Raw genomic sequence first — 24,511 nt, 5'->3', positions numbered from 1 at the left:
AGGCACCTGCACATGTTCAAGAAATCATTACTGACCCTGGCCGTAACCGGCTTCGTTTCATTCAGTACCTTCGCCAATGCGGCTAATACGTTGACCCTGGAAGTGTACAACCCAGGCGAAAAGAGCGTTTTCCCGGTCTCTTCCGAGATTGTCAGCGGCCCACACGAAGTGGCGCTGATCGATGCCCAATTCCAGCGTAACGACGCGCAGGAGCTGGTGAAAAAGATCAAGGCCACCGGTAAGAAGCTGACCACGGTCTATATCAGCCATTCGGATCCGGATTTCTATTTCGGCCTGGACGTGATCAAAGCCGCCTTCCCAGAGGCAAATATCATTGCTTCACCGGAAACGATCAAAGCGATCAATGCGACCCAGGCAGGTAAACTCGCCTATTGGGGGCCGATCCTGAAGGAGAATGCACCGAAAACCGTGATCGTGCCGCAGCCGTTGCAGGGCAGCAGCTTTAGCATCGATGGCCAGCAGGTCGAAGTGAAAGGCCTCAATGGCCCAACGCCAGACCGCACCTTTGTGTGGATCCCATCGTTGAAAGCCGTGGTGGGTGGCGTACCGGTAGCCGGTGACAATATTCATCCGTGGATTGCGGATAATCAGACCGTCGAGTCACGTGCTCATTGGCAGCAAACGCTGGAAAGCATCAAGGCGCTGAAACCGCAGGTGGTGGTTCCGGGGCACTTCCTGCCGGGAGCGGCACAAACGCTGGAGTCGGTGACCTTTACCCACAATTACCTGACCACGCTAGAAAGCGAGTTGCCAAAAACCAAGAACTCCGCAGAATTGATCGCGGCCATGCAGCAGCACTATCCAAAGCTGCAAGATGGTTCCAGCCTGGAACTGAGCGCCAAGGTGCTGAAAGGCGAAATGAAGTGGCCGCAGTAAAACGGTAGGAGCAAAAACATGACGACCCTGCATTACATTTTCGATCCGCTGTGCGGCTGGTGTTACGGTGCAGCCCCGCTGGCCAAGGCTGCGCAGGCTATTCCAGGCCTGGCCGTTGCCCTGCACGCCGGTGGCATGATGACCGGCAATGCCCGCCGAACCATCAACGAGGAATGGCGCAATTACGTGATGCCGCATGATAAACGGATTGCCGAGCTAACCGGCCAGCCCTTCGGCGACGGTTATTTCAACGGACTACTGCGTGACACCACGGCGGTGATGGACTCTGAGCCGCCGATAGTCGCGATCCTGGCCGCTGAACAACTCGCCGGAAGGGGCCTGGATATGCTGCACCGCATTCAGGAAGCTCACTACCGGGAAGGACGACGTATTGCCGATACGCCGGTGTTGGAAGCGCTGGCGAAAGAGTTGGGCCTGGATCCTGCTGCCTTTATTGCCGAGATGCGTTTGAACAGCGGCGCGCCAACGGCACAGCATATTGCCGACAGCCGCGCCCTGCTCGCCAAAGTCCGTGGACATGGCTTCCCAACCTTTGCCCTGGAGGATAATCAAGGGCGGCTATCCCAGATCCCCGTGCAGGAGTATTTGGGGAATGTTGAAGGCTGGAAAGCCTTGCTGAAAGATGCCGTGAAATAAATCTGTCGGGGCGAACACATGTTCGCCCCGAACATAGTTGTAACAATTTCATTTTGTGTTGTGATTTACCGCCGCGCCAAAGACGCCCTCGCCTTACGCTACTCAACGTTGCTTGCGCTCGTTTTATCTCCGCTGTATTGCAAATAATGAACCACGTCAAAACTGCTTACATGTGGCGGTTTGTTTGTTACCAGCCTCGTGCCCATGCTAGAAGAAAACGATACCTTCTGGATTTTCATGAACACGAGCACCACACAAAAACGGGCCGTCTGGCAGTTGATCAAACCCTTTTGGGTTTCGGAAGAAAAATGGCGCGCCTGGGCGATGCTGATCGCCATCGTTGGCCTATCCCTGGGGCTGGTCTATATCAGCGTGCTGATCAACCAGTGGAACCAGGTGTTCTACGATGCCCTGCAGAATAAAAACTATCCGGTATTCAAAGCCCAACTGTGGCGCTTTACCTATCTGGCGTTGGCTTTCATCGTGCTGGCGGTCTACAAGATCTACCTGACCCAGGGCCTACAGATGCGCTGGCGGCGCTGGATGACGGAAAAGTTTATGGGCAAGTGGCTGGCGCACCAGGCCTATTACCATACCGAACAGCAGCAGATTATCGATAACCCCGACCAACGTATCTCCGACGATCTCAACGTCCTGACCCAGTACACCTTATCTTTGTCGCTCGGCCTGCTCTCCAGCCTGGTGACGCTCTGTTCGTTTATTACCATTCTCTGGCATATCAGCGGGCCGATGACCTTTGTGATCGCCCAACATACCATTACCCTGCCCGGTTATATGGTGTGGTTTGCCCTGCTGTATGCGGCGCTGGGATCGTTGCTGATCTGGTGGGTCGGCAAGCCGCTGGTTATGCTCGGCTTTAATCAGGAACGCTATGAGGCGAACTTCCGTTTCGGGCTGATCCGTATCCGTGAAAATAACGATGCCATAGCGCTGTATCACGGTGAACCACGAGAAAAACAGCAGCTAAGTAACCGCTTTGAAGCCATCCGCAGCAACTGGTGGTCGATCATGCGCATCACCCGGCGGCTAAATATCGCCAGCAACTTCTACGGCCAGTTTGCCATTGTCTTTCCGCTGCTGGTGGCGGCACCACGCTATTTCTCCGGTGCGATCCAGATGGGTGGGCTGATGCAGATCTCCTCCGCGTTTGGCCAGGTGCAAGGCTCGCTGTCGTGGTTTATCGACGCGTTTTCCAATCTGGCCACCTGGAAAGCCTGCGTTAACCGTCTGGCTGGCTTTAACGCGGCGGTGGACGAAGTCCATAACCTGACCCGTGGCATCAGCCTGAAACAGGAAGACCACTCACCGCTAATGCTGCGCGATGTTGGCCTGACATTGCCCGATGGACAGCCGCTGTTAAGTGCGGCAACCATGACGCTGCAACGCGGCGAGCGCGTGCTGGTCGTCGGCCCTTCTGGCTGTGGTAAATCTACGCTGCTACGTGCGATTGCCGGGATTTGGCCTTACGGTTCTGGTAAGATCGGCCTGGATAAACATCTCACTACGCTGTTCCTGCCGCAGCGCAGCTATATCCCGATCGGTACGCTGCGTGAAGCGCTGAGCTATCCACATCAGGATAAAGACTACAGCGATGAGCAGTTGTTGAAAGTCCTGGAAAACTGCCGGCTGAAGCACCTGCAACGCTGGCTGGATACCAGCGCCAACTGGAGCCATCGCCTTTCACCGGGCGAGCAGCAGCGGTTGGCGTTTGCCCGTGCGATCCTTACCCGCCCGGATGTGCTGTTCCTGGATGAGGCCACCAGCGCGTTGGATGATGAAACCGAGCAATTGATGTATTGCCTGCTGGTTGACGAACTGCCGGAGGTCACGCTGGTCAGCGTGGCACACCGCAACAGCGTGGCGAAATATCATCAGACCTGCTGGCGTTTCAGCCGTGACGAACATGGCTCGGCCCAGATGGCGCTTAGCCCGTTGCCGATACCTAGTTAGCCTCAACATACCCCTCACCCTAACCCTCTCCCACAGGGAGAGGGAACCGATCGAGTTTTGCTGAAAGTATCGTGACCCTTCATAAGCATCGACTGATCCACCTTGGATCTGGAGTGCTCGAGGTTGCTGATATGATCTCTACCACAGGGAGAGGGAACCGATCGAGTTTAGCTGAAAGTATCGTGATCCTTCATAAGCATCGACTGATCCTCCTTGGCTCAGGGGTGTTCGAGGTTGCTGATATGATCTCTATACTTCCAAAAGAGCAGGGGCTATCAACTCCCTCTCCCTGTGGGAGAGGGTTGGGGTGAGGGTCAAATCCCATCAGCCTCGGCGTTGACGCATTTCACCTTACGCCGTTCATGCCACAGGCTGGTCAAGCCGCGTTTACCGCAGGCCAGCGCCATGTCGCGAAACTCGGTCAGGCTCAGCCCTTCGCGTTCCAGCATCATTTCGGCAGCCAACTGCATATTCACCCCGGTCAACACCTCACAGTTGCCATGCACATCGGCTAACTCGCAGGCACTACGGAAAGGCGATCCCCCCAGCATATCGGTAAGGAAAACCACGCCGTCCGCTTGTTCTACCGCTTGCAGTGCCGCACTCAATGCCACTTTCAGCTCCGCCGTGCCCATATGGACAGGGAAGTCCACCGCGATACAGGCAGGCTGTTCCCCTACCACCTGCTCTACCGCCTGTAGCAGGCCACTGGCGAAGCCGCCGTGGCCGGTAATGACAATTCCTGGCATGTTCTCTTCCTCACAGCAAACCGATAAATTTACCCACTACGCCAATCACCACCGTCACACCGATCAGTTTCACCGGTGAGAAACCGCGCTTCATCAGGAAGAACACCAACAACGTGAAACACAGCGGCAACAGGTTGGGCATCAACTTATCCAGCACGTCCGTTTGCAGAGCCACGGTGGCCTTACCGGCATGCATGATCAGCGGCGTAGAAAGATGTACATAAGAGGCCACCAGCGCACCGATGACCGTCATGCCCACGATCGACGCCGCATGGGATATTCGTTTGGTATGGGTTTTCAACAGCGTCAGCGCACTGGTACCCGCCTGATAGCCATAGTGCGCCAGCCCAAAACGCAGCCCGAAGTGGAACACGTTGAACAACAGCAGGAACACTATCGGCCCGAACAGGCTGCCTTCCAGCGCCAGAGATGCCCCAATGCCCGCACAAATCGGCAACAGCGTCAGCCAGAACAGCGCATCACCAATGCCTCCCAACGGCCCCATCAGCGCCACCTTAACCGCTCGAATGGTGGAGACTTTCTCCTTGTTTTGCTCCATCGCCAGCACCAGCCCCGAAAGGAAGGTGACGTCGAAGGGATGCACGTTGATAAACTCCATATGCATCTTCATCGAATTCGCCAGATCCTGAGGATTGCGGTGGATCTTGCGCAAGCCAGGGATCAGGGTGTACAGCCAACCACCGGCCTGCATACGTTCATAGTTGAACGATGCCTGCAGCAGCAGCGAACGCCAGGCCATGCGGTTGATATCGCTGCGCGTCAGCGCTTCTGCCGGGCGGCTATCAACGTAGTCGTCCTGCTCTACCTGGCTGGTGGCCAATGCCTGCTCCAGGCGTTTTGCTGCCTTTTGCGCCAGCAGATCGTCAGAATCATCAAATGCCATCTTCGGCGTCCTCCGGTTGAACAGGCTTTCTGGTCACGTCCGCATCTGCCCGTTGACTGTTAAAGAAATCGATCAGCGCGATCGCCAATGCCCCCAGCGCCACCGCCAGGATCGGCAGCTTAAGGAACGTCACCGAAATAAAGCCGAGGATGAAATACGCCACGTAGGTTTTCTTCATCATCACTTTCATCAGCAGTGAAAAGCCGATCGCCGGCATCATGCCACCCGCCACCGCCAGCCCATCCAGCAGCCAGGTCGGCGCTTTCTGCACCATGGCACTGGCCGCATCGGCACCGAAGTAGATCGGCAAAAACGCCACCACAAAGTAGAAAACAAACAGGATGCTGATGCCGAGGTAGTTCACCCGCTCAACGCCGCGCCAGTTCAGTTCCTGCACCATGCGATCGCAGCGGTGCATCATGGGTGAAAACGCGGTGAACAGCAGAGTGATGCAGCCCTGTACCGCAATGGCGAACGGCACCGCCACGCCAATGGCCACCTTGGGATCGGCCTTGGTGAGAATGGCAAACGCCGTGCCGACCACCCCGCCGATCACCACGTTCGGCGGCTGCGCACCGGCCAGTGGCACCATGCCCATCCATACCAGCTCCAGCGTCCCGCCCACCAGCAAGCCGGTGGTGACATCCCCCAGGATCAGGCCAACCAGCGGCCCCATCACTACCGGGCGGTGGAAGTGGGTCAGGCCGTCGAACAGGTCGACCCCGGCCAACCCCGCCAGCAATGCAATCAATAACGCGTCAGTTAACATGCTTCCCCCTGCGCTCAAGCGAGCAGTTTGCCTATCGCTTCACCGGCTTCATCCGGCACCCGGCGCACCTCGCAGGCTACGCCCAACGCCGCCAGCTCACGAAAGGCGGCAATGTCATCGTCATCCACCGAGACCGTCTTGTGGATTTGCCGTTTCCCTGCGGCGAAGTGCATATTGCCAACGTTGACGAAGGTGATGGGCACCCCGCCCTGCACCAGCTTCAATACGTCCTGCGGCGTTTTGCACACCAGAAAAATCTTTTGCCGATCCGCCGCCTTATGGATCACGTCTATGGTTTTTTGCAGGGTGAAGTACCGAGTCTGAACACCTTCCGCTACCACCATGTCCATCAGGTTTTGCTGTACCGGATCGGCAGCGGCGTCATCGTTGGCCACCACCACCAGATTGGCGCCCAACGTGTTGGTCCAGGTCACCCCGACCTGGCCATGCACCAGGCGATTATCGATACGGGTCATCAGAATATTGGGCATATCAGCGCACCTCCGGGTAACAGGCTGAGTGGTAGTCGTTGAGCACCTGGGTCACTTTGTGGATCACCCAGTCGTGCGGATCCTGGCTCAGCTCACCGGCATTCAAGGCCCGTGCCTGATCGGGTAAATACTGGCTGAGTAAGGCCAGCGGGATTGGGTTACTGCGTAGATTGTCCATCAGCGCATCCACGGCCTGCTGAACCTGTGGCTGCGGCCAGTAATAGCGCACGCGATCGCTCAGGCTGTAGTGCCGATCCAGATACTGTTGATGCGGGCTGCCGTGATAATAGCGGCTCCACTGCTGCGGCTGTTCGCGCATCACCTGCTCAAGCGTGGCGCACAGCTGGGCTGAACGATGCTCCCCCAACCACTCACGTTCGATACGATCGAGGGCAAACAGCGCCTCACGCAGCGCAAAGGTGAGCGCCGGGCCAACTTTCAGAATGGCGAAATGGTCACGCACCAGCTGCGAATAAGCCTTCGGTGCCTGGTAGTCGGTCGAATGGGCCTCATACAGCAGCCCCGGCTGGCGTTCGATAAAGCGGCTTAACTCCTGCGCCGCCTGCGGTTGGTAATGTTCGACGCTGTGATGGTCGAACTCGACGCCGGGTTGCACCACCAAGGCGATCACTCGTGACCAGGCGCTGCTCAGCTCTGCCTGCTGCCAGGCATGACGATGCGCTTCTAACGTGGCGGAGACTGCCTGTGGCGTAGTCACCTGGATGCCTTGCAGCGTTTCCTGCGCACCGCCCGGCACCGGTACTTCGGTTCCGATCACATACACCGGAGCTTCACCACCCGCTTGCTGCCAGGCTCGCTCTGCCACCGCACACAGACGCGCCGCACGCTGCGCCACCACTTCATCACCCAACGGGGTGGGATCGTCAGCGCAGGACATGGAGCAGTCGAGATGGATCTTGCGAAATCCGGCGCGCACATAGTCGTCAATCAGGGTTTCGGATAGCGCCATCGCCTCTTGTGCCGGGCGGTCTTGCCAGGCGTTGGGGCCAAGATGATCGCCCCCCAGCCAAATAGCGCTCCTTGGCAACCCGATGGCATCCGCCATCTGCCACAGCGCATCACGAAACTGTGCGGCGGTCTGGCCGGTGTAGCCGCCAAACTGGTTAACCTGGTTTGACGTCGCTTCGATCAATACCGGCGTGCCGCGTGCCTTTGCCTGCCGCAAGGCGGCCTGCAATACCCAAGGATGCGCGGAGCAAACGGAAAATATCCCCACCGGCTGGCCGGCCTTGTGCTGTGCTACCAGTTGTAACCACTGCTGCATGAATCCCCCATGAGGGCGCCCTAGTCGCGATCGGCTATCACCACATCTACGCCTAAATCGCTGAGCGCCTGCTGATAATCTTGTGGAAGACGGCTATCTGTGATCAGCCGATGAATTTGCCCGACTTCGCGGATCATGCAAAAGCTCTTGCGACCAAACTTGCTGGCATCCGCTACCGCGATAATTTCGCGCGCCACCTCGCACATCACACGATTGAGGTGTGCCTCACCGGGGTGAGGCGTAGTGATCCCCGCAACCAGATCGAAACCGTCGACGCCCAGAAACAGTTTGTCGAAGCGGTACTGGCGCAATTGCTGCTCAGCAGCCGGGCCATAGAGCGAATAGGAGTTCTGCCGGACGCTTCCCCCCAACACCATCACTTCCACCCCGTCGTAACCTGAAAGCTCATAGGCAATGTTCAGCGCATTGGTCATCACCACCAGATCGCGGCGCGGTTTCAACCAGGGCACGATCTGGGCCGTGGTGGAACCGGAGTCCAGGATCAGCGCATCGCCGTCCCGCACGTAGCTTGCCGCTCGGCAGGCAATCTGTGATTTCACATCGCGGTTCAAGCGCCCTTTGTCATGTAACGGGCGGTCAAAAGCAAACTGCTGGTTGAGCATCGCCCCGCCATAGGCACGCAGCGCACAGCCTTTGCGTTCCAGAAAGCGCAGATCGTTGCGGATCGTCACCGTGGAAACGGCAAACTGTTTGCTGAGCTGTTCCACCCGCACGCTTCCGTGCTCGCAGAGCAGATCGATAATGTGTTCACGTCGTTTAGCGGTGTTCACTGGCATGAGCAATAGGTCCTCAGGTTTCCGGTTTTGGCCGGGAGATGATGGCTTTCGCTCTACTGCGGCGGTATTACAACAAAGCGAAAGCAATGAAATTGTGATCGGCATTACAGGGCAGTTTTAGCAGCAAATGGGGGTAAAAAGCTTTCGGATCGAAATGAAATGAAACTATTTCCTCGGCGGGTGCGAGAAAAGTGAAATCTGCCGCAGGCCGATAGGGCGGCAGGTTAAGAGTATGTGAAAAATAGCACAGTGAAAGCGGCTTTGGCGGGCAGCAGCGAAAAGGCTTTTCTTTCCTTAGGTGATCAACATCACAAAACTGTTAATTGGCTCAGTTTAGCCAACCAACACCCAGGTGGGTCACCAGACCGACAATCACCAAAATCACGATCACGGCGATGGTGTAAAGCACAATACGGCGGGGGCTGTAGAAAGAAGACATAGCGATTCCTCAAAATAAGTTTACTGCTGTTACTATCCGTTATGGCGGGCATTGCTGCCAGCAATAATTACCCTCACGTTTATCAAAGTCACCTGGTAGGTGCCAAACGCGGTTTCCTTAACCTCTTGTCAGGCGAGGCGATCTTTCCTAAACTGGCACGCAGATACTGGCAGCCCTGCCAGTACGTAAGCGTTAACGTCAATCAACGCATCTCGTCATGCAGTAATGATTGGCTGCATGCTTGGTGCGAGGATCTCATGCCCCAACCCGAACCATCCGCAAATTGTGTTGTTAAACGCAACCGTTTGACGCGTTTCTTATTACTGGCCGGCATCATGCTGGTGGCGGCTAACCTGCGCGCTCCTTTAACCAGCGTAGGCCCGTTACTGGAACAGATCCAGCACCAACTAATGCTTTCTGCCACCGCCGCCGGGTTACTCAACTCCCTCCCGCTGATCCTGTTTGCGGTGTTATCGCCATTAACGCCGTCGCTGGCCAAGCGTATCGGGATTGAGCGCACCCTTGGGCTGGCGCTGGCACTGCTGATCGCCGGGATCGTGCTGCGTTCACAACCGTGGGATGGCATGCTGTGGTTGGGGACGGTGCTGATAGGCGCGGCCATCGCCTTTGCCAACGTGGTATTACCCACGCTGGTAAAACGCGATTTTCCTCATCGGGCGGCGGTGATGATCAGTACCTATGCGGCCGTGATGTCACTGGTGGCCGCTATCGCCTCCGGCATGGCTGTGCCGTTAGCGGCATTCAACGATAACGGCTGGCGTTTTTCATTGCTGTGCTGGAGCCTGCCGGCGATTATCGCGCTGGCGATCTGGCTACCCCAACTGAAGCGCAAGCCCACCCCGGTTACCCGAACCGGCACGCCGGTGGCCGCAGAAACCTTTCGTTCCCCCTGGAGCAGTGCCCTGGGTTGGCAGGTGGCCTTGTTCATGGGGCTGCAATCCATCACCTTCTACACCATTATCGGTTGGTTCAGCGCCTTTGCCGCCAGCCACGGCACCTCACCGCAGCAGGCGGGGTTCGAGCTGTTTGTTTATCAGATCGTGGCGATCGCCGCCAACTTTGTGATGGTGTTTGCACTGCCGCGTGCACGCGACCAGCGGGGGATTGCCCTGGTCAGTTCACTGTTGATCTTTATTGGCGTAGGCGGATTGCTGTTGCTGCCTGCCCACTCGCTTATCTGGCTGATATTTGCGGGGCTGGGGGCGGGGAGTTCATTGGTGCTGGCGCTATCATTCTTTGGTCTGCGCAGCCAGCACCATCATCAGGCGACGGTGCTGTCAGGGATGGCGCAGTCCATCGGCTATCTGCTGGCCGCACTGGGGCCGACCTTGTTTGGCCTGGTGCATGATTTGACGCAAGGCTGGACGGTGCCGTTGACGATTTTGCTAGGGTTAACGCTGCTGCAGATGCTGTTCGGCATCTTGGCCGGGCGTCGCAAGATTATCGGCTGAACCGGGCACGGCATGATCTTCCTCCAGCCAAAGAGCTTCAATAAAGCGCTGTTGCCGCTCATTGAGCTGCCAGGATGGCGGAAATCTTAGCGTTTCCGCTAGTGGGACCTCTGTGGTGGGAATGAGTGAGTGATTATCCATCGGCGCGTTCCTGCTCCCCTGGCTACCCTGTTGCCAATTAAAATCGGTACCACGAGCGCAATGCCATGTACCGTTTTCCCCAAGACACAGAGTAAATCATTGGCGCCGATTTTGATTATCGATATAAACAATCACTCAACTAGCCTAAACCTATGAGGCGAGAGATATTCCCCAACCGACTCGCTATGTCGGGGCGAACGCGTGCGCCCCGACAAATTCAGCAATTCAATCAAGCTGGCTAACGGAGTCCCGGCTCGCCTGATGGCGCTCATCCCCAATCAGTTCGCTCAGATGGCCATCTCGCATTTGCAGCAGGCGATCCGCATGTTCAAAGTAATGGTCATCATGGCTGATGGCAAACACGGTTTTTCCCATTTCGCGCAGCTGAGGCAGTAACTCGCGGTAGAAAGTACGGCGGAACTGGGGATCCTGATCCGCCGCCCACTCATCCAGCAGTAAAATATCCCGCTTTTCTGCCACCGCCAGCAGCAGGGCCAGGCGCTTGCGCTGCCCTTGTGACAGTTGCGGATTGGTGACGCGCGTACCGTCGAACTCCAATTTGCTTTTCATTTTCAGGCGCTGCAACCAGGTTTCCACCAGTTCGGCGTCCGGCTGTTCCCCTTGCGGCCCCAACAGATGGTGAAACTGGTGGAAATCCGTAAAGATGGCAGAGAACAGGCGGCGATAATCTTCACGATCGGCAACCGTAATCGGTTGGCCATCCAGCAGGATCTGCCCACTAACGGGCACATACAGCCCAGTGAGCAGCATGGCCAGCGTCGATTTACCGCTGCCGTTACCGCCAATCAGGAACACCAGTTCGCCCCGCCGTAACGTCAAATTGATCGGCCCAACCGCAAACCCGGATTGCTGTTCGCCCGCCGCATAGTGGAATGCTACGTCGCGCAGTTCCAGCGTTTGCCACGCTCGAGCCTGTGGAGCCGGAAATGCCGGATCATAGTCCGCCAGTTTGAGCGCCTTCACTTTATTGAAGGCCACTTCGGCCGCAATCAGCGTCGGGAATGCCCCAACCGCCTGTAATAAGGGGGTACGCAGGAACAGTAAGGTCAGGGAATAGGTCGCGGCCACCGTGGTGTTCGCCCAGCCCAGGCTGTTTGCCATATAGAACACCAGGCCGATAGCGCCCAGCATCATGATATTCGACCAGTTCACGGCGCTAAGGTGGAAGGTATCTGCGCGGATAATATGGTAACGGTAGTCACCGGCATCGGGCTGGTAAGCCTGCTGGAATAACATTTTTGCCCGATCGCGGTTCAGCGCCAATTCTTTGCGCCCGTCGATCGCCGCTTGATAATGCAGATAGAGTCGCTCTTCCGCTTCGCGCACGCAGCTCAGGTGGCTATAAACCCGCGAGACCAGATACCAACTTCCCAAAATGGTGATCGTCACCCATATCGCGGTCACGCCCAGCATGGCAGGCGACAGCCAGCCCAGATAGGCAGCCGATCCCAGGGTCAGGATCACCCCCTGAACCAACTCCGGTAGGCGGACAAAAGCAATGGTGATATTGCGAATATCGCTCGACAGGCTAGCCAACAGTGAGGCACTGCCCAACTGCTCCAACCGTTCAATATGGGTATCCAATATGCGCTTGACCAGTTGACCACGCAGCCGGTAAACAAAATAGTGCCCCAAAGTGGTCAACGCTAACTGAGAGCCGAGCGTAACCACCATCAACAGGGCCAACAGGCCGAGAAACTGCGGCAACACCACTAGCGGGTTACCCGCCGCGCCCATCAGTTGCACGTTAATAAATGCAATGATGCCTATCCCCAACGCCGCACTGGCCATGGTTAACGCCATTACCGCCAGAAACGGCCAGCGATACTGCTGGAACACTACCCGTAACAACTCCATCAGAAACCCTATTCAAAAATCATGCACTGGCGGGCATTGTAGTGGGCGAAAGCGTGATATCAATAACAATTCTCATTTTGTTGGCGGGGCAGATGCTGGCCCTGGCCTGCCCGTGCAGGCCAAACGCGGTGTGATAACTAAAGCAAATAGAGAGCAAGCAGCTGTTTGTCTAGCTAAAAATATTATTAACACAATAATAAAAATCTCAAAAATAGGTATAAGCCCAAAGATGTTCAAGTCTATTTAGATAAACAACTAACCTGTTAGATTGAGGGGTTATTTATAAACATACGGTTTTTAAGCCCATCAAACTGGGTATCCTGATGATCAAGTGAGTTGATTTTTTCTTAATAAATAACCATTAACCCCGCTTCAAACCTAGTAATAAGATAATGCTGCAGGATTAATCCCGCAGTAACACTGCTATTTTGTTTGCTGATAAGGGTATTCAATGTTTAAATGAATAAACACCCGTCATATTTTCTTTATTTAACTTAGGGATAAGAGAATGACAAAACGCAAATATCTCAGCCATATTGAAATTGAGAGAATGATCTCCGCCGTCCCGGACGGCGCCAACGGTTGCCGCGATCGCTGTATGCTGCTGATGTGCTTTATTCATGGGTTACGCGTCAGTGAACTACGGGGGCTGCGGCTGGAGGATATTGACCTGGCCACCAACCGCTTACACGTATCCCGCCTAAAGAACGGTTTTTCGGTCCAGCATCCTATTCAAATCCGTGAGCGTATCGCGCTGGGCCGTTGGCTGGCAAAACGCCCAAGCTACCTGGAGCCTGATAGCCCCTGGCTGTTTCTTTCTCGCCACGGAGGGCAAATTTCACGCCAACAACTTTACCGATTAATAAAGTCCTACGGTGAATTAGCCGGTATCGACGTCCAGGTCCATCCCCATATGCTCCGCCACTCCTGCGGCTATGCCCTGGCCGATAGAGGGATCGACACCAGGCTCATTCAAGATTACCTGGGCCATCGCAACATTCAGAACACCGTTATTTATACTGCCAGCAATGTTGAACGCTTTCGGGTAATACATCTTTAACCCAAGGCAGGCCATCGATTCAAACTGGCAGCGCATTTTTTACTTCGCAGATGTCGCTAGCTGTGCAACAGCCAATATTCTTACGTTATATATCAGAGTCGATCACGCTGGGCGGTATACCCCGCCATACTTGATGACAGCAAGGCGGGGCAACGGTTTCTAGCCATCAATCAATCGGCAAACTGCTGGCTAATGTTTTTTCTCAGCGAGAACAGCTCGCTGTCGTTCTTAACCTGTAATTTGCGCATGGCATTACATTTATGCGCGCTGATGGTCTTGATGCTGCGTTGTTGCAGTTCAGCAATTTCCCGCAGGCTCATCCCGTTGAACAAGAACGACAGGACATCATTTTCGCAACGGGTCAGATGATGCAGGCTTGAAACATCTTCAGGATCGCTACGCGCCAGATAAGAGCCGATCAACGGGCTCAATACGCGCTCACCGTTAAATACCCGGTGAAAGAACTCCCCGACCAGCGGCAATTCATCCCCACGGGACACTACGCTGATATTGGCCACATCAAGCAGCTTGCACAAATCCTCCCCTGTCTGGCTGCGGGTGTAAACAATGACCCGTAACTCAGGCTGCTGCACACATAAATTAAGTAGAACTTCCCGGCACTGCGCGATGGTTTCATTCAGGCCATTAAGTTCGGTGATGAGAATATCGACGGGTTGGTACAGCAACCTTTCGGCAACCGCGGCCATGCTGGTTTCCTGCACGATAATCTCATTGGCGACGTTAAGCGTGCCAAGAAAGCAAGACAGCCCAGTAAGCGTGAGTGGGCTGCGATCCATTAACGCCAAGCCAAGCGGCTTTTGTGACAACGGTTGCATAGACGGCTCCTGTATAAATATCTCGTTGATCCCATCCAGAGAATAAGTGCATAGCGGAATCAAGGGTTAGCGGGCAAACACCGGGCCGGTCTTTGCCATCCACTTGCCTTGCAAATAAAGTTCACCATCATTCTGAAAGCCCAACTTGTGCATCGCATTGCGCTTATGGGTGCTGACGGTGCGGACATCACGGTGCATCATCAACGCCGCGGTGGTCACGCTTTTGCCGGAAAACAGGTGCGTCAACACATCCAGTTCACGGGACGTCAAGGCTTTGCCAATGGCAGACTGACTGCTCAGCAATTGCCGCACCTTATGGCTATAGCTGCGACAACCCGATAAGACCTGCTTTACGCATTGCGCCAGTGCAACGCCAGGCTCCTGTTTGAGCACCAGCCCTTTGATGCCTGATGCGGTCAGCAATTGCAGCACCCGAGGATCGTCAAGAGCGGTACACACGATCATCGCCGTGGTTGGCCAATGCTCCAGACACTGCGCAATCAGCCTTAAACCATCCAGAACCGACTCTTCTTCACCACACAGTTCCATAATCAACAATCGGGCCGGGCGGTGGCGCATCAATCCTGGGATTTGCTCCAGATTACTGACTCGTTGTACTTCATCCGTCAGGCCACAGGACTGGGCCAGAATATTACGCATTCCGAGTGCCGTGATGGGGCAAGACTCCATAACAATCACAGCGTCCCCTTTTAACCCATAAGGGCTGGGGGAATGTGCACTCCCTCTCTGATATGTATGAGCCATTGACATATTTTGAACCTCCCATTTCTGCTAAATACCCTTTTTTACTTCCTTGATAAATTGGTGTGCAAAAATGTTATTCCCTCTGATATTTATGAGGGCTATCTCTTCTTGTTTTTATTGATAAAAAACACATTTAAAATAAAGCCAGCCAACAACAGTTAATAAGCCCCAGACAATTAATTCAACAGACACAGGTAAAACTAAAGCGACCATAAAAAAATGGGGCCAGGTTTTCTTATGGCTAGAGGGTATTACTGGTGATTACTGATAGGTGAGTGCCACCTGCACAACGCCCTCAATACTGCCTGGGGTTGCACCACCGTTAGTGCTGAAGGCGCGCGCCTTCAGCGGGAAGCTCGCCTTATTGGAGGAGTGATCGACAGCCACGGTCATATCACTGCCGTTGCCCAACCGGCGATTAGCTCCTGATGTACCCCCATCAACCATTTCAATCTGCACGGCAGCAGCAGGATTGGCCGCGGCGTTCTTATACAAATCCGCGCTTTCATCTGCTGCCGTACCGGTGAATGTCGCAGTAACGTTAGTGGTTGAAACTGGGCAGTCACTCAGATCCACACTAAAACTCTGCCAATCGCTCCCCGCACCCGCAGTCAGAGTATGTGCCTTGATCTCCCCCAAATTCACGTTTACATCCCCCCCCACGGCATCAACCGTACAAGGCGAAGCCTTAACCGTACCGGTGATCTTTATGCGTGCATCGACCGCCAGAGCCGAGTGACTGATCCCCATACCACCAAGAGCCAGGCACAATGCCGTCGTTTTAATCATTACTTTCATATCCATAATAACCATCCTTCTCCATTTTAATTAAACTTACTTTCGCAGAAAGTCCGAGATTGCCGAGGCAAATGGGATTATTCCATGTTTACCGTAATAGTTGCGGTTGCCTCAAAGTCTCCAACTATCGGTGCTTTGCCGGTCGTGCTAATAGGGTAGATATTCAATGTCGTCTGACTGTCACTATTGATATTGCCCAAGCCATTCATTTCCATAGACAGCTTGTCTCCAGGCGAAATAACCCGGGTGTTTCCGCCGCGTTTTTCTTCAATTCTGATCGCAATATCATCATTATTCGACGTCACCGAACCATTGGTGGTGGTGGTCTTCAGGGCAGTAGGATCATGAGGATTTACCTCGCCCTCAAACAGCAAGCTGATTTTTGCGCGCGTCGACAGGTTGGTGCACTCCAGATACAGGGTTTCTTCATGTATCTGGACGGTACTTGGCTTTTGGCCCTTAACTTTAAAATCGGTGGACATAATGCTGCCAAAGGGCACGGTAATCATTGGGTTTTTAAGTTCGCATTTTTGCGGCACGGTGATCTTACCACTCATGCTCACCGACGCCGTTGGCCTGTTCCCCCGGCCTACATTGGGATCCGAATTAATATAAACGTCCAACAAGGGAGAATGGGCTATTGTCGAGGTGCCAATAACCGCCTGCCTGAAATAGAGATGAACCAATCCTTGTGCACCACTATCATAGAGTACACCCTTACAATCCTGAGGCCGGTTAAAAAAACCATTCCCCTTCCATCCATTACCGGGGAAAGGTACAGGGAAATAGCGATTGACAGCACCGGCAATATACACCTCCATAGCAGCAGAAAAATCATCGCTACCGCTCAACGAATAGAACTGCCTACTCCCATCCCCATCCGGCAGAGGCGCCCCTCTTGGCACAGCCATAATAAACGACTCTTTCATCCGAGTTTCGCTACCGCAGTCGCAGTTGACCAGATACCCGTCTCCCTCGTTCTGCCACACATTTTCGACCTTATTCACCTCATAAAACGTCTTGCCAGCGGTGTTCTTATCCGGATGGTCGAACAGCTGATTGAACGTAAAGTGATAACCCATGGTCGAGCCTGCAGGTTCGCACTGCCCAACCGCTGCCTGCACCGACGGCAGGAGCCCCAACCCCAAGGCGATAACGCCCCCGATGGCTGAATAATGCACTAACGATTTCCATTTATTCATCATTAAAGCCTTTATAAACATTGGCCATTCATCAAACGGATCCCGGTGCTATCTTTTTGCTCCGGCACGCTGTAAGACACCTGGCATTGTTGCGACGCTGCGTTGCCCCATTTGACCTGCAACTTGCCGCTACCGGCCATCCCAGAGAGGAATACCTGACCACCGTCACCGACAATGCTGCCGTTGTCATCCCCATTGCTATCGGTTACGGTGGCACCAAACGGTACTGGCCCCCCCTGCCTCAACAGGGTCATCAATACCCGTTGACCGACATTAGGTTTGAACTCGGCGCGCACTATGGCACCACGGGTTGGGATCACCGTCTGACTGGTTATCGTCATATCGACATCATCTGGCAGCGTAGTGGTGTTTATCGCAATATTGTTTTTGCGATAAACCGTGGCATAAGGCACCACGGCATAGCCACGCCAGTCGGTAGTCACCCCTGATTGGTTGGCTATATTGACATCCTTGGCTCCCGGTGCTTTTACCAGCACCGCCGTCTCATTCATCTGTTGCGAGAGTGTCAAGCCGTCTTCGTGCAAGAGGATCCCGCCCTGCACACCGTAGTTGAGGCGTTGATCGGAACGGTTATAGCCATACCCCACGTTGACTCTGCCCAAGCCGCCACGATAGCCAAGGCTGCTATTGCCGTAAGCCCCGACGCCCTGGCTGGTGTACCCCTGGCTGACGTTGTAGCTCAGGTTATTACTGGCTAATGCGGTACCGTTAAGTCCGACTGAGTTACTGGTGGTGCCTTTGCGGCTGGTATTCAGGTTGTAGCTTGCATAGCTGTCAGACAGCCTTCCGCCCAAAGGCATGCTGATATTAAAAGCGAGAATATGGTCGTCGTAGTTGACGCGTTCGCCGCGGCTGTCATAGCCATCTCTGCTGAAGGTGTAGTTCAGGCCATAGCTGATACTGTTCCAGCTATTGTTATACCCGACGGTCACAGACTGGTTACGGCGCCGATCGTTCCAATAATCTTCGTTGTACAGACTGAGCGACAGTGAACCGGCACCTTCCCATAGCGCCTGGCTCATCGACAGTTCAGCACGGCTCTTCTTGTGATCCTGACTTCGCGATGTTTTGCCGCCGGTATAGGTATTTAACGTTTCCTGCAGCGTATAGAACCCCTCCGTAGAGTAGCGATAGCTGGCCAAGGTGAAGCTGGTACCCGTTTCGACAAAGTTCTTGCCGTAACGCATACGCCACGACTGGCCGCGCTCTTTGGCAGCAAATTCAGGTTTAGACCAAGCCTGGGTAACATCGGCAGAAAACGCGCCGATAACCCCCATGTTTTGCCCCCAGCCGACAGCCAGTGCCTGATATTTACTGGCGGCCTGCACGCCGCCGTAGAGGGTGGCCCCCCTCGGCAAGCCGTAGATCGCCGTGCCTTGAGTAAACCACGTATCATCCACGTTACTGTTGGATGAACGATATTGGCCGCTGGTCAGGCTGTATTTGAAACGCCCTTGCCGCTGTAACACCGGGACGGAAGCAAACGGCACCACTAACCTTTGCTCGCTGCCATCGCTCTCTTTAATGCTCACTTGCAGATCGCCGCTGCCCGCCGTCGGATAGAGATCGCTGATTTCAAAAGCCCCAGGTGGCACATAGCTCTGATAAATGACATAACCGTTCTGACGAACAGTGACCTGAGCGTTGCTACGGGCAATGCCGCGCACCGTCGGTGCATACCCCCTTAAACTCTCTGGCAGCATGTCATCGTCCGAGGCTAGCTGACCGCCACGGAAAGGCACGCTGTCAAACACCTCACTTTGCGAGGAGCTATCGCCTAGTATCAACTGGCTCTTCAGCGCCACGATGTCGCGTTGCAAATAGGTATTGATGGAATCCCAGTGGCTTTCACCCTCAGAGTCACGATTCCAGGTTGAGTAGTTACGTAGACGCCAGGCACCGAGATTGATCCCTGAACGCAGGTTGAGATAATAGGTATTGCTGTCCGAGCTCTTACTGCTGCGTGCCCAGCTGTTGGCACCGCTAAAGTTATAGTTGACCAACAGCGCCGGTATTCCCTGATCCCACTGGTCTGGCGGAACATAGCCACGAACGCTCGAGTTCAATGCCGCCTGAGGGATACTGATGTCCAACCGCTGTTGATTAAAACGGAACGAGGCCGATGCCTGGGGAATGATCTGTGCCAGATTAACGCACTGCCCAGAGGCCAGGATAGCGGGGAAGGAAGCGATCTTCACGCCCATGGCCTCCAGCATATCGCTGCTTAGGCAAGGTTGCAGGCTATCCTCACCTGCCGGGCTTCGCTGCAGAGAGAAATCAAGATCCTGGGTATCGACCATCGCCCCATTCAGATAGATATCAACCCGGTACGTCCCTGGGGCCTGAGTCCGGCCATCTTCAAAAACCGTCAGATCAGCCCCTCGCTGAGACGGATTATCAAGCTCCAGCAGTGCCGGGTTAAAGTAATCGCGGGCCTGTACGCTACCGGACATTCCCATTAACATGGCAACCTGACATGAGATCAACCACGCCAGCGGGGTACGGTTAAATCCGCGCGAGCCTATACGCTTCGGGTTTTTCATCCATTTAACTCCATTTATCAGCCGCGCCAGTAAATTCCGGCAAGCCGCGTCCCTTCCCTGTACTACCTGTGCAGGGATTAGCTGTATTTAATCTGGTGAATGCCTTATAGAACCCCGATAAACGGTTTAGTAATACCGCCGTAATCGTTAATAACTTCCCAGCTCAAAGCCCCTCCGGGACTACCGTCGGGTAGCTCGAAGCGTGCACTGGACTTCGGTGCAACCATGCTGACTTTTTTCAGCGGACTCCCATTAACCTTGACTGAGAATAGAGTGATAAAATAGGGCGATGCATTGGTCACCTGAACCGCGTTACCGCTACGCTGCCAGCTCAATGTCTTGGCAGCGTCCTCTAACGTACCGGGTAACCCCTGAGGGCGATAAATCAGCTTGATGCGCGTCTTGACCGCAATTTGCAAACTGTTTTCCTGTTTCTTGGCCGAAGGAATAGATTTGATGTTCAGCCAATAGAGAGATTCTTTATCGGTCGGTAAATTCCCCCCGGCACGCACTACGCGTAGAATATTATTCTGCTCACCATCCAAACGGAATAAAGGGGGGGTAATGATAAATGGCACCTTGGAGGTATCCCCTTCGTGCGTATCAACCCAGGACTGAATGAGATAGGGCACCTTATCCGGGTTATTGATCCCCAGGGAGGCCTCTTTTTTAGCACCGTCATAAACCAGGCGCGTTCCGCCGACAATAATGCCCGCCTGTACCTGTGCACCAAAGGTTAGTAACAGCGCTGCGACTATTGTGCTCCGCCAGACTTTCATTGCTTTTTCACCACTTCGGCCATTGAGAGAAAGGCCAGGGGATGGCTTCCGCTCCCCTGACCAGCCTTATACCGCCCGTATCAGCCGAGCGGATAAAACTTACTGATAGATAATGGTAAAGTTGCTCACTGCGTTAGCCTTGCCCGCAGTGACGGTGGCTGAAGTCGCGTAGTAACGTGCAACAAACCCGAGCACGTTATCTTCGGTGCTGCTCAGTGGGTAAACGCTTGAATCCGTGTGCAGGTTAATCACTTTGTTGTTGTTGTCAGCAATCTGAACACCAACGCCAGTGGCAACACCTGGCTCATCGGTCAGCGCCAGAACGGCATCGTTACCTGCGACCTGGATACCATCAAAACGCACTGTCGCCGCTTTAACCGTATCTGGGCAGTCTTGCAGGATCAGGGAGAAATCCTTAGAGGCCGCAGTGACGCCAGCGCCCCCCTTGAATGCGCCGACAAATACTTTACCCAGAGTAACGGTCTGATTTTCTGAATCAGAATGCACGGTACAAGCTTGATCGATGATTTCACCCGCGAAGTTTACTTTGCCGTCTGCAGCGAACGCAGCGGTGGAAAACGCAGAGGCCGCCAGTACGGCCACGGCGAGCAGATTCTTGTTCATAGACTACTTTTCCTTTTAAATAATGCCCTTCAAATGCGCGCATTTGTTTATTTTTGACATAACCCTATGTCATTCCTTTTTATTTAGTTCATCGACTGAAACACGCCTCCGAAAATAGCAATGGGGCAGAATACCTTTCCAGCCAAACGATTCATTTTGAACTAAAGTGACTCCTTTGGTTTAACATGCCAAGGATGGCCTTAAAACAAGAAATGAACAGCTTAATACTCTGCAGGATTGAGAAATAAAGGAATTATAGACTGGATATAAAGTAGACGGGTTTATGGCTTGGCTTTTTTTAGGTGATTAAGTAAGAAAACACTTAAGTCTGGATGAGAGGATTTTATGGCAAAAACAATTTAACCCATTGTTATTTAATGAATTTATTAATCAAGGTGAAATATTGAATAGTTAGTGTTGACATTATTTTTGAGTATCCTTAGAGTATGTTGCAATTTAGTTCAAAGTGACTCATTAGACATATTTTACTTACTCAAATCACCATACTTCCTTGAACCTTCTGGCATTACTCGCCGTATATAACACCGTATTCTGAATATTCCTATGGCCAAGAAAATCCTGAATCAAACGCGTATCAATTCCCCGGTCCGCCAAGGCAAAACCGCAGCCATGGCGCAGCATATGGGGATGTGCATTGACCTCAAGATTGGCCGCCTCACTGTAATTACGAATGAGCCAATAAATACGTTGGCGTGATAAACGAGATCCTCGGTTAGAAAGAAACAACCACTCGCTATCCGCACCACGATAATGTTTTCTTTTGGCCATCCAACGCTGTAAACACTTCCGCTCGCGCACATACAAAGGATGAACCGTTGAGAAGCCATTTTTCAATCGATGAATATAAATATTGCCACCTTCAAGATCGATATCTGACAGCCGCCAGCTATTAATTTCACTCACGCGGCAACCATGGATAAAACACATATAAATCAAACAGTAATCTCTCTCTGGATTCTTGCCTTTCAGCGTTGCCTCTAGCAATTTTTCCACTTCGGAAGGCGTTAAATGTTTACGACTGGTCATACTACCTCTTTGACTTTTTACCAAAAGTATGTGGATTTCTCCTCCCTTTTATTTCCACAACAACGCTCAGGAGCATTGGCCCCTGCCTTCGGATAACATCCTGGATCCTAAGCGGAGTATAGCCGATAAGTAATCACGAAACAGCCAGGTCATGGAACAATGATAATTACCCATGATCTAACGCAAATTAGCTAACATTTAGATTAAAATCAGTAGTTCAGCTCATTCGCAGGTTAATAAAACAGCAAGATTAAATTACGTAACATAATAGCAACACGATAAAAGCAAGAAATACAACATAAAACCCCTTTGATGAAAAAATAAATAACGGTTAACCCCAGTACCTAATGATCAGTAAAAAACAGAGGTGTTCTACAGCGGATCCATCAGAGAATAATCCCAAAATAAAAGCATATAAAACCAATGGAAAACATAATCACCAGCAATATAAAAAGGCAGTCTTATCGGAAAATACGCATAATGATTGGGTTAAAAATCAAACGGAGAAAATAGATTCGCAGGAACGTACGGCAATAAAAAGGGGCACCGATAGACAGTGCCCCGACTTGATACAGGATGTATTAACGCGCTCAGACGGTCAAACCACCGTCTAGCACCAAAATTTGCCCCGTCATATAACGACTGTCACCACCGATGAGAAACGCGGTGGTACGCGCCACTTCGCTGGCTTTCCCCAGGCGGCGCAGAGGTATTTGTTTGCGCAGCGCCCTCAGCGCCTCCGGCGGAATGGCCTGCGTCATCTCGCTTTCGATAATCCCCGGCAGCAGGCAGTTTACCCGGATACCAAAACGCGCCACTTCCAGCGCCAGGGATTTCCCCAGGCCGATCATCGCCGCCTTACTGGCCCCGTAAGCCGTTTGCCCGGGGTTGCCCTTGATGGCCGTTACTGAAGACATCAGCACCATCGCCCCTTCCCCCTGCGCCATCATGGCGGGCAGCAGGTGGCGGTTCCAGTAGAAAATGGCGTTGAGGTTGGTGTCGATCACCTGCCGCCAGCGCTCACCGGTTTGCTGGATATGCAAATCATCCAGCGTGATCCCGGCGTTATGGATCACCGCAAAAGGTGCACCGAAACGTGCCAGCAACTGCGGCGCCACAAGGTCCACCGTCTGCTCGTCACTGCCGTCACACACGCAGCTTTCCACCCAGCCAGGCAACCCCGCGCAGGCTGCAATCACCGCCGTGCTGGCCGGTTGAGCGTTACGACAGGTGAATACCACGTTCCACTGCTTGGCCAACTCTTCCACCAATGCGCGGCCAATCCCCCGGCTCCCACCGGTCACTAACACCCATTGTTTAGTCATGGGATTACTTTTGCGCATCGGCCAGGTTTTGACAGAGTTCACCCAGCGTCATAGTCGGCTGATCGATAAACATTTCGGCGGTGAGCGTGGCCCCGAACTCGCGCTTCGCCAGCACCATCAGCTCCACATAGTCCAGGCTGTCCAGCTTCAACTGCTGCAGGGGCATCTCCGGCGCCAGATCGGCCATCTCGAGATCTTTGGCATCACAAATCATTTCCGTGACGGTGTCGTAAACCTGTTGGTAGATTTCCATGGTTATATCCCTATGTTAATTGTCGGCCAATGGCCATGTTTTTAAGGTCACCGAGGTGACGAGCAGAGGCTGCCGCTGCGTTCTGGCCTCGATCACCGCGCGTAACACCAATCCGCTGCTTCGATCCCCGATAACCAGCATCGGCTGAATGTGGTAGTACAGCCGATCTTCGGGTGCAAATAGCGTTTCGGGGTTGAATAATCGGGCGCTGAAGTGAGTCTCATGGTGCGTCTGTACCACCGGGATCTGAGCAAACACCTCAATCAGCGTAGCGACCTGCAGTTCCGGCAGCGTCGCCACGGTTTCCGGGGATTTCACCAGCAGTTGGAACAGCAGGGCATCAAAGAAACTCCATGCCTGGGTGACATCCGATGCCTGCCCTGGGAACGGCTGGCAGAGTGCCATCACCTCGTTAACGGTCAGCGCATGCTCCTGATCGGAAGCCACCAAGTCTAGTGACCTGGCCGGAACCAGCTTGCTGCTGAAGCAACTTTCCTGCGTGGCACAATCCCGCAACTCACCGGTGATCTGCTTGCCGTTGCTCGCTATCTGCAAGTGATACGGCGTCTGGCACAGCACCGGTCGGCGCATACGGGTGCTGAACACATAAAAGTCATGCTCCAGCGGATCCGCAAGCAGCACCGCACTCAGATGACGTTTCATATCCAGCATCGCACGCATCCCGTGGACGCTCAGTTGATCGGCTCCCATTTTGCGTACGTGTTGCAGATCAAAGTGGATCGGATTGTAGTCGCCGGAAAAAGCAGCCCATTCCTCGGCATCGCGCAGGGTATAGTTGAAGATCATG

At 53.7% G+C, this 24,511-nt stretch carries 23 protein-coding genes; 5 read left to right on the top strand and 18 right to left on the bottom strand.

Annotation, left to right across the window (positions count from 1 at the left end; all coding sequences use genetic code 11):
• Nucleotides 1–12: 12 nt before the first annotated feature.
• The 3 genes from ACX9GU_RS05250 to ACX9GU_RS05240 all read left to right on the top strand — a co-directional run bounded on the left by ACX9GU_RS05250 (nt 13) and on the right by ACX9GU_RS05240 (nt 3,525).
• Nucleotides 13–897, top strand: a complete 885-nt coding sequence (locus ACX9GU_RS05250; protein ID WP_473194067.1) for an MBL fold metallo-hydrolase — start codon at nt 13–15, stop codon at nt 895–897.
• A gap of 18 nt (nt 898–915) precedes the next feature.
• Nucleotides 916–1,554, top strand: coding sequence for a DsbA family protein (locus ACX9GU_RS05245; protein ID WP_473194066.1), 639 nt, complete (start codon nt 916–918; stop codon nt 1,552–1,554).
• A gap of 237 nt (nt 1,555–1,791) precedes the next feature.
• Nucleotides 1,792–3,525, top strand: coding sequence for an ABC transporter ATP-binding protein/permease (locus ACX9GU_RS05240; RefSeq protein ID WP_473194065.1), 1,734 nt, complete (start codon nt 1,792–1,794; stop codon nt 3,523–3,525).
• A gap of 314 nt (nt 3,526–3,839) precedes the next feature.
• Here ACX9GU_RS05240 and agaF read toward each other — a convergent pair whose 3' ends face one another.
• From agaF to agaR, 6 genes are read right to left on the bottom strand one after another with little or no spacing between them, the layout of a single operon-like run.
• The gene (agaF, locus tag ACX9GU_RS05235; RefSeq protein WP_473194064.1) at nt 3,840–4,274 is read right to left on the bottom strand and encodes a PTS galactosamine/N-acetylgalactosamine transporter subunit IIA; all 435 of its coding nucleotides are present in this window, start codon (nt 4,272–4,274) and stop codon (nt 3,840–3,842) included.
• Nucleotides 4,275–4,284: 10 nt separating this feature from the next.
• Nucleotides 4,285–5,178 (bottom strand): PTS system mannose/fructose/sorbose family transporter subunit IID, encoded by an 894-nt coding sequence (locus tag ACX9GU_RS05230; protein WP_202672071.1) that lies wholly within the window; start codon nt 5,176–5,178, stop codon nt 4,285–4,287.
• Entirely contained in the window at nt 5,168–5,947 is a 780-nt protein-coding gene (gene agaW, locus ACX9GU_RS05225) for a PTS N-acetylgalactosamine transporter subunit IIC (RefSeq protein ID WP_021179850.1), read from the bottom strand. The genes ACX9GU_RS05230 and agaW overlap by 11 nt, the downstream gene beginning before the upstream one ends.
• Nucleotides 5,948–5,961: 14 nt before the next feature.
• The gene (gene agaV / locus ACX9GU_RS05220; RefSeq protein WP_024529457.1) at nt 5,962–6,438 is read right to left on the bottom strand and encodes a PTS N-acetylgalactosamine transporter subunit IIB; all 477 of its coding nucleotides are present in this window, start codon (nt 6,436–6,438) and stop codon (nt 5,962–5,964) included.
• 1 nt (nt 6,439) lies between these two features.
• Nucleotides 6,440–7,723: a D-tagatose-bisphosphate aldolase, class II, non-catalytic subunit gene (locus ACX9GU_RS05215; RefSeq protein ID WP_473194063.1), complete on the bottom strand. Its 1,284-nt coding sequence runs from the start codon at nt 7,721–7,723 to the stop codon at nt 6,440–6,442.
• A gap of 20 nt (nt 7,724–7,743) precedes the next feature.
• Nucleotides 7,744–8,520: a transcriptional repressor AgaR gene (gene agaR / locus ACX9GU_RS05210; RefSeq protein WP_141132856.1), complete on the bottom strand. Its 777-nt coding sequence runs from the start codon at nt 8,518–8,520 to the stop codon at nt 7,744–7,746.
• A gap of 696 nt (nt 8,521–9,216) precedes the next feature.
• On the opposite strand from agaR, the gene ACX9GU_RS05205 reads away from it, so the two are divergent.
• A complete protein-coding gene (locus ACX9GU_RS05205) occupies nt 9,217–10,431 on the top strand; it encodes a CynX/NimT family MFS transporter (protein WP_473194062.1) in 1,215 nt (404 codons plus the stop codon).
• Nucleotides 10,432–10,797: 366 nt separating this feature from the next.
• On the opposite strand, the gene ACX9GU_RS05200 is transcribed toward ACX9GU_RS05205, so the two are convergent.
• Nucleotides 10,798–12,450: a multidrug ABC transporter permease/ATP-binding protein gene (locus ACX9GU_RS05200; protein WP_473194061.1), complete on the bottom strand. Its 1,653-nt coding sequence runs from the start codon at nt 12,448–12,450 to the stop codon at nt 10,798–10,800.
• 508 nt (nt 12,451–12,958) lie between these two features.
• On the opposite strand from ACX9GU_RS05200, the gene ACX9GU_RS05195 reads away from it, so the two are divergent.
• Nucleotides 12,959–13,510, top strand: a complete 552-nt coding sequence (locus ACX9GU_RS05195) for a tyrosine-type DNA invertase (protein ID WP_473194060.1) — start codon at nt 12,959–12,961, stop codon at nt 13,508–13,510.
• Between the two features lie 170 nt (nt 13,511–13,680).
• On the opposite strand, the gene ACX9GU_RS05190 is transcribed toward ACX9GU_RS05195, so the two are convergent.
• The 11 genes from ACX9GU_RS05190 to ACX9GU_RS05140 form a co-directional block, all read right to left on the bottom strand.
• Complete coding sequence (locus ACX9GU_RS05190) at nt 13,681–14,346, bottom strand: response regulator transcription factor (RefSeq protein ID WP_473194059.1); 666 nt, start codon at nt 14,344–14,346, stop codon at nt 13,681–13,683.
• A gap of 66 nt (nt 14,347–14,412) precedes the next feature.
• A complete protein-coding gene (locus tag ACX9GU_RS05185) occupies nt 14,413–15,006 on the bottom strand; it encodes a LuxR C-terminal-related transcriptional regulator (protein WP_021179842.1) in 594 nt (197 codons plus the stop codon).
• A gap of 366 nt (nt 15,007–15,372) precedes the next feature.
• On the bottom strand, nt 15,373–15,915 hold the full coding sequence (locus ACX9GU_RS05180; RefSeq protein WP_473194058.1) for a fimbrial protein: 543 nt from the start codon (nt 15,913–15,915) through the stop codon (nt 15,373–15,375).
• Nucleotides 15,916–15,986: 71 nt separating this feature from the next.
• Nucleotides 15,987–17,132, bottom strand: coding sequence for a fimbrial protein (locus tag ACX9GU_RS05175; protein ID WP_473194057.1), 1,146 nt, complete (start codon nt 17,130–17,132; stop codon nt 15,987–15,989).
• Nucleotides 17,123–19,675, bottom strand: coding sequence for a fimbria/pilus outer membrane usher protein (locus tag ACX9GU_RS05170; RefSeq protein ID WP_473194056.1), 2,553 nt, complete (start codon nt 19,673–19,675; stop codon nt 17,123–17,125). The genes ACX9GU_RS05175 and ACX9GU_RS05170 overlap by 10 nt, the downstream gene beginning before the upstream one ends.
• A 104-nt stretch (nt 19,676–19,779) precedes the next feature.
• Entirely contained in the window at nt 19,780–20,454 is a 675-nt protein-coding gene (locus tag ACX9GU_RS05165; protein ID WP_473194055.1) for a fimbrial biogenesis chaperone, read from the bottom strand.
• Nucleotides 20,455–20,553: 99 nt separating this feature from the next.
• Complete coding sequence (locus ACX9GU_RS05160; RefSeq protein WP_021806160.1) at nt 20,554–21,078, bottom strand: fimbrial protein; 525 nt, start codon at nt 21,076–21,078, stop codon at nt 20,554–20,556.
• 498 nt (nt 21,079–21,576) lie between these two features.
• Complete coding sequence (locus ACX9GU_RS05155; RefSeq protein WP_021179836.1) at nt 21,577–22,125, bottom strand: tyrosine-type DNA invertase; 549 nt, start codon at nt 22,123–22,125, stop codon at nt 21,577–21,579.
• Between the two features lie 590 nt (nt 22,126–22,715).
• Nucleotides 22,716–23,450, bottom strand: a complete 735-nt coding sequence (locus ACX9GU_RS05150) for an SDR family NAD(P)-dependent oxidoreductase (RefSeq protein WP_473194054.1) — start codon at nt 23,448–23,450, stop codon at nt 22,716–22,718.
• Nucleotides 23,451–23,454: 4 nt separating this feature from the next.
• Entirely contained in the window at nt 23,455–23,703 is a 249-nt protein-coding gene (locus ACX9GU_RS05145; RefSeq protein WP_473194053.1) for an acyl carrier protein, read from the bottom strand.
• Between the two features lie 15 nt (nt 23,704–23,718).
• Entirely contained in the window at nt 23,719–24,510 is a 792-nt protein-coding gene (locus ACX9GU_RS05140) for a hypothetical protein (protein ID WP_473194052.1), read from the bottom strand.
• Nucleotide 24,511 lies beyond the last annotated feature (1 nt).

It is taken from the genome of Serratia sp. K1WW1 (assembly GCF_055790865.1).
Note: the sequence above shows the minus strand (reverse complement) of the source record. Positions and strands in the feature narration are given on the sequence as shown.

Bases quoted from the DNA above. Each gene is read 5' to 3' on its own strand.
- ACX9GU_RS05250 (WP_473194067.1), top strand. From the start codon at position 13: ATGTTCAAGAAATCATTACTGACCCTGGCCGTAACCGGCTTCGTTTCA.
- ACX9GU_RS05245 (WP_473194066.1), top strand. From the start codon at position 916: ATGACGACCCTGCATTACATTTTCGATCCGCTGTGCGGCTGGTGTTAC.
- ACX9GU_RS05240 (WP_473194065.1), top strand. From the start codon at position 1,792: ATGAACACGAGCACCACACAAAAACGGGCCGTCTGGCAGTTGATCAAA.
- agaF (WP_473194064.1), bottom strand. From the start codon at position 4,274: ATGCCAGGAATTGTCATTACCGGCCACGGCGGCTTCGCCAGTGGCCTG.
- ACX9GU_RS05230 (WP_202672071.1), bottom strand. From the start codon at position 5,178: ATGGCATTTGATGATTCTGACGATCTGCTGGCGCAAAAGGCAGCAAAA.
- agaW (WP_021179850.1), bottom strand. From the start codon at position 5,947: ATGTTAACTGACGCGTTATTGATTGCATTGCTGGCGGGGTTGGCCGGG.
- agaV (WP_024529457.1), bottom strand. From the start codon at position 6,438: ATGCCCAATATTCTGATGACCCGTATCGATAATCGCCTGGTGCATGGC.
- ACX9GU_RS05215 (WP_473194063.1), bottom strand. From the start codon at position 7,723: ATGCAGCAGTGGTTACAACTGGTAGCACAGCACAAGGCCGGCCAGCCG.
- agaR (WP_141132856.1), bottom strand. From the start codon at position 8,520: ATGCCAGTGAACACCGCTAAACGACGTGAACACATTATCGATCTGCTC.
- ACX9GU_RS05205 (WP_473194062.1), top strand. From the start codon at position 9,217: ATGCCCCAACCCGAACCATCCGCAAATTGTGTTGTTAAACGCAACCGT.
- ACX9GU_RS05200 (WP_473194061.1), bottom strand. From the start codon at position 12,450: ATGGAGTTGTTACGGGTAGTGTTCCAGCAGTATCGCTGGCCGTTTCTG.
- ACX9GU_RS05195 (WP_473194060.1), top strand. From the start codon at position 12,959: ATGACAAAACGCAAATATCTCAGCCATATTGAAATTGAGAGAATGATC.
- ACX9GU_RS05190 (WP_473194059.1), bottom strand. From the start codon at position 14,346: ATGCAACCGTTGTCACAAAAGCCGCTTGGCTTGGCGTTAATGGATCGC.
- ACX9GU_RS05185 (WP_021179842.1), bottom strand. From the start codon at position 15,006: ATGCGTAATATTCTGGCCCAGTCCTGTGGCCTGACGGATGAAGTACAA.
- ACX9GU_RS05180 (WP_473194058.1), bottom strand. From the start codon at position 15,915: ATGGATATGAAAGTAATGATTAAAACGACGGCATTGTGCCTGGCTCTT.
- ACX9GU_RS05175 (WP_473194057.1), bottom strand. From the start codon at position 17,132: ATGTTTATAAAGGCTTTAATGATGAATAAATGGAAATCGTTAGTGCAT.
- ACX9GU_RS05170 (WP_473194056.1), bottom strand. From the start codon at position 19,675: ATGAAAAACCCGAAGCGTATAGGCTCGCGCGGATTTAACCGTACCCCG.
- ACX9GU_RS05165 (WP_473194055.1), bottom strand. From the start codon at position 20,454: ATGAAAGTCTGGCGGAGCACAATAGTCGCAGCGCTGTTACTAACCTTT.
- ACX9GU_RS05160 (WP_021806160.1), bottom strand. From the start codon at position 21,078: ATGAACAAGAATCTGCTCGCCGTGGCCGTACTGGCGGCCTCTGCGTTT.
- ACX9GU_RS05155 (WP_021179836.1), bottom strand. From the start codon at position 22,125: ATGACCAGTCGTAAACATTTAACGCCTTCCGAAGTGGAAAAATTGCTA.
- ACX9GU_RS05150 (WP_473194054.1), bottom strand. From the start codon at position 23,450: ATGACTAAACAATGGGTGTTAGTGACCGGTGGGAGCCGGGGGATTGGC.
- ACX9GU_RS05145 (WP_473194053.1), bottom strand. From the start codon at position 23,703: ATGGAAATCTACCAACAGGTTTACGACACCGTCACGGAAATGATTTGT.
- ACX9GU_RS05140 (WP_473194052.1), bottom strand. From the start codon at position 24,510: ATGATCTTCAACTATACCCTGCGCGATGCCGAGGAATGGGCTGCTTTT.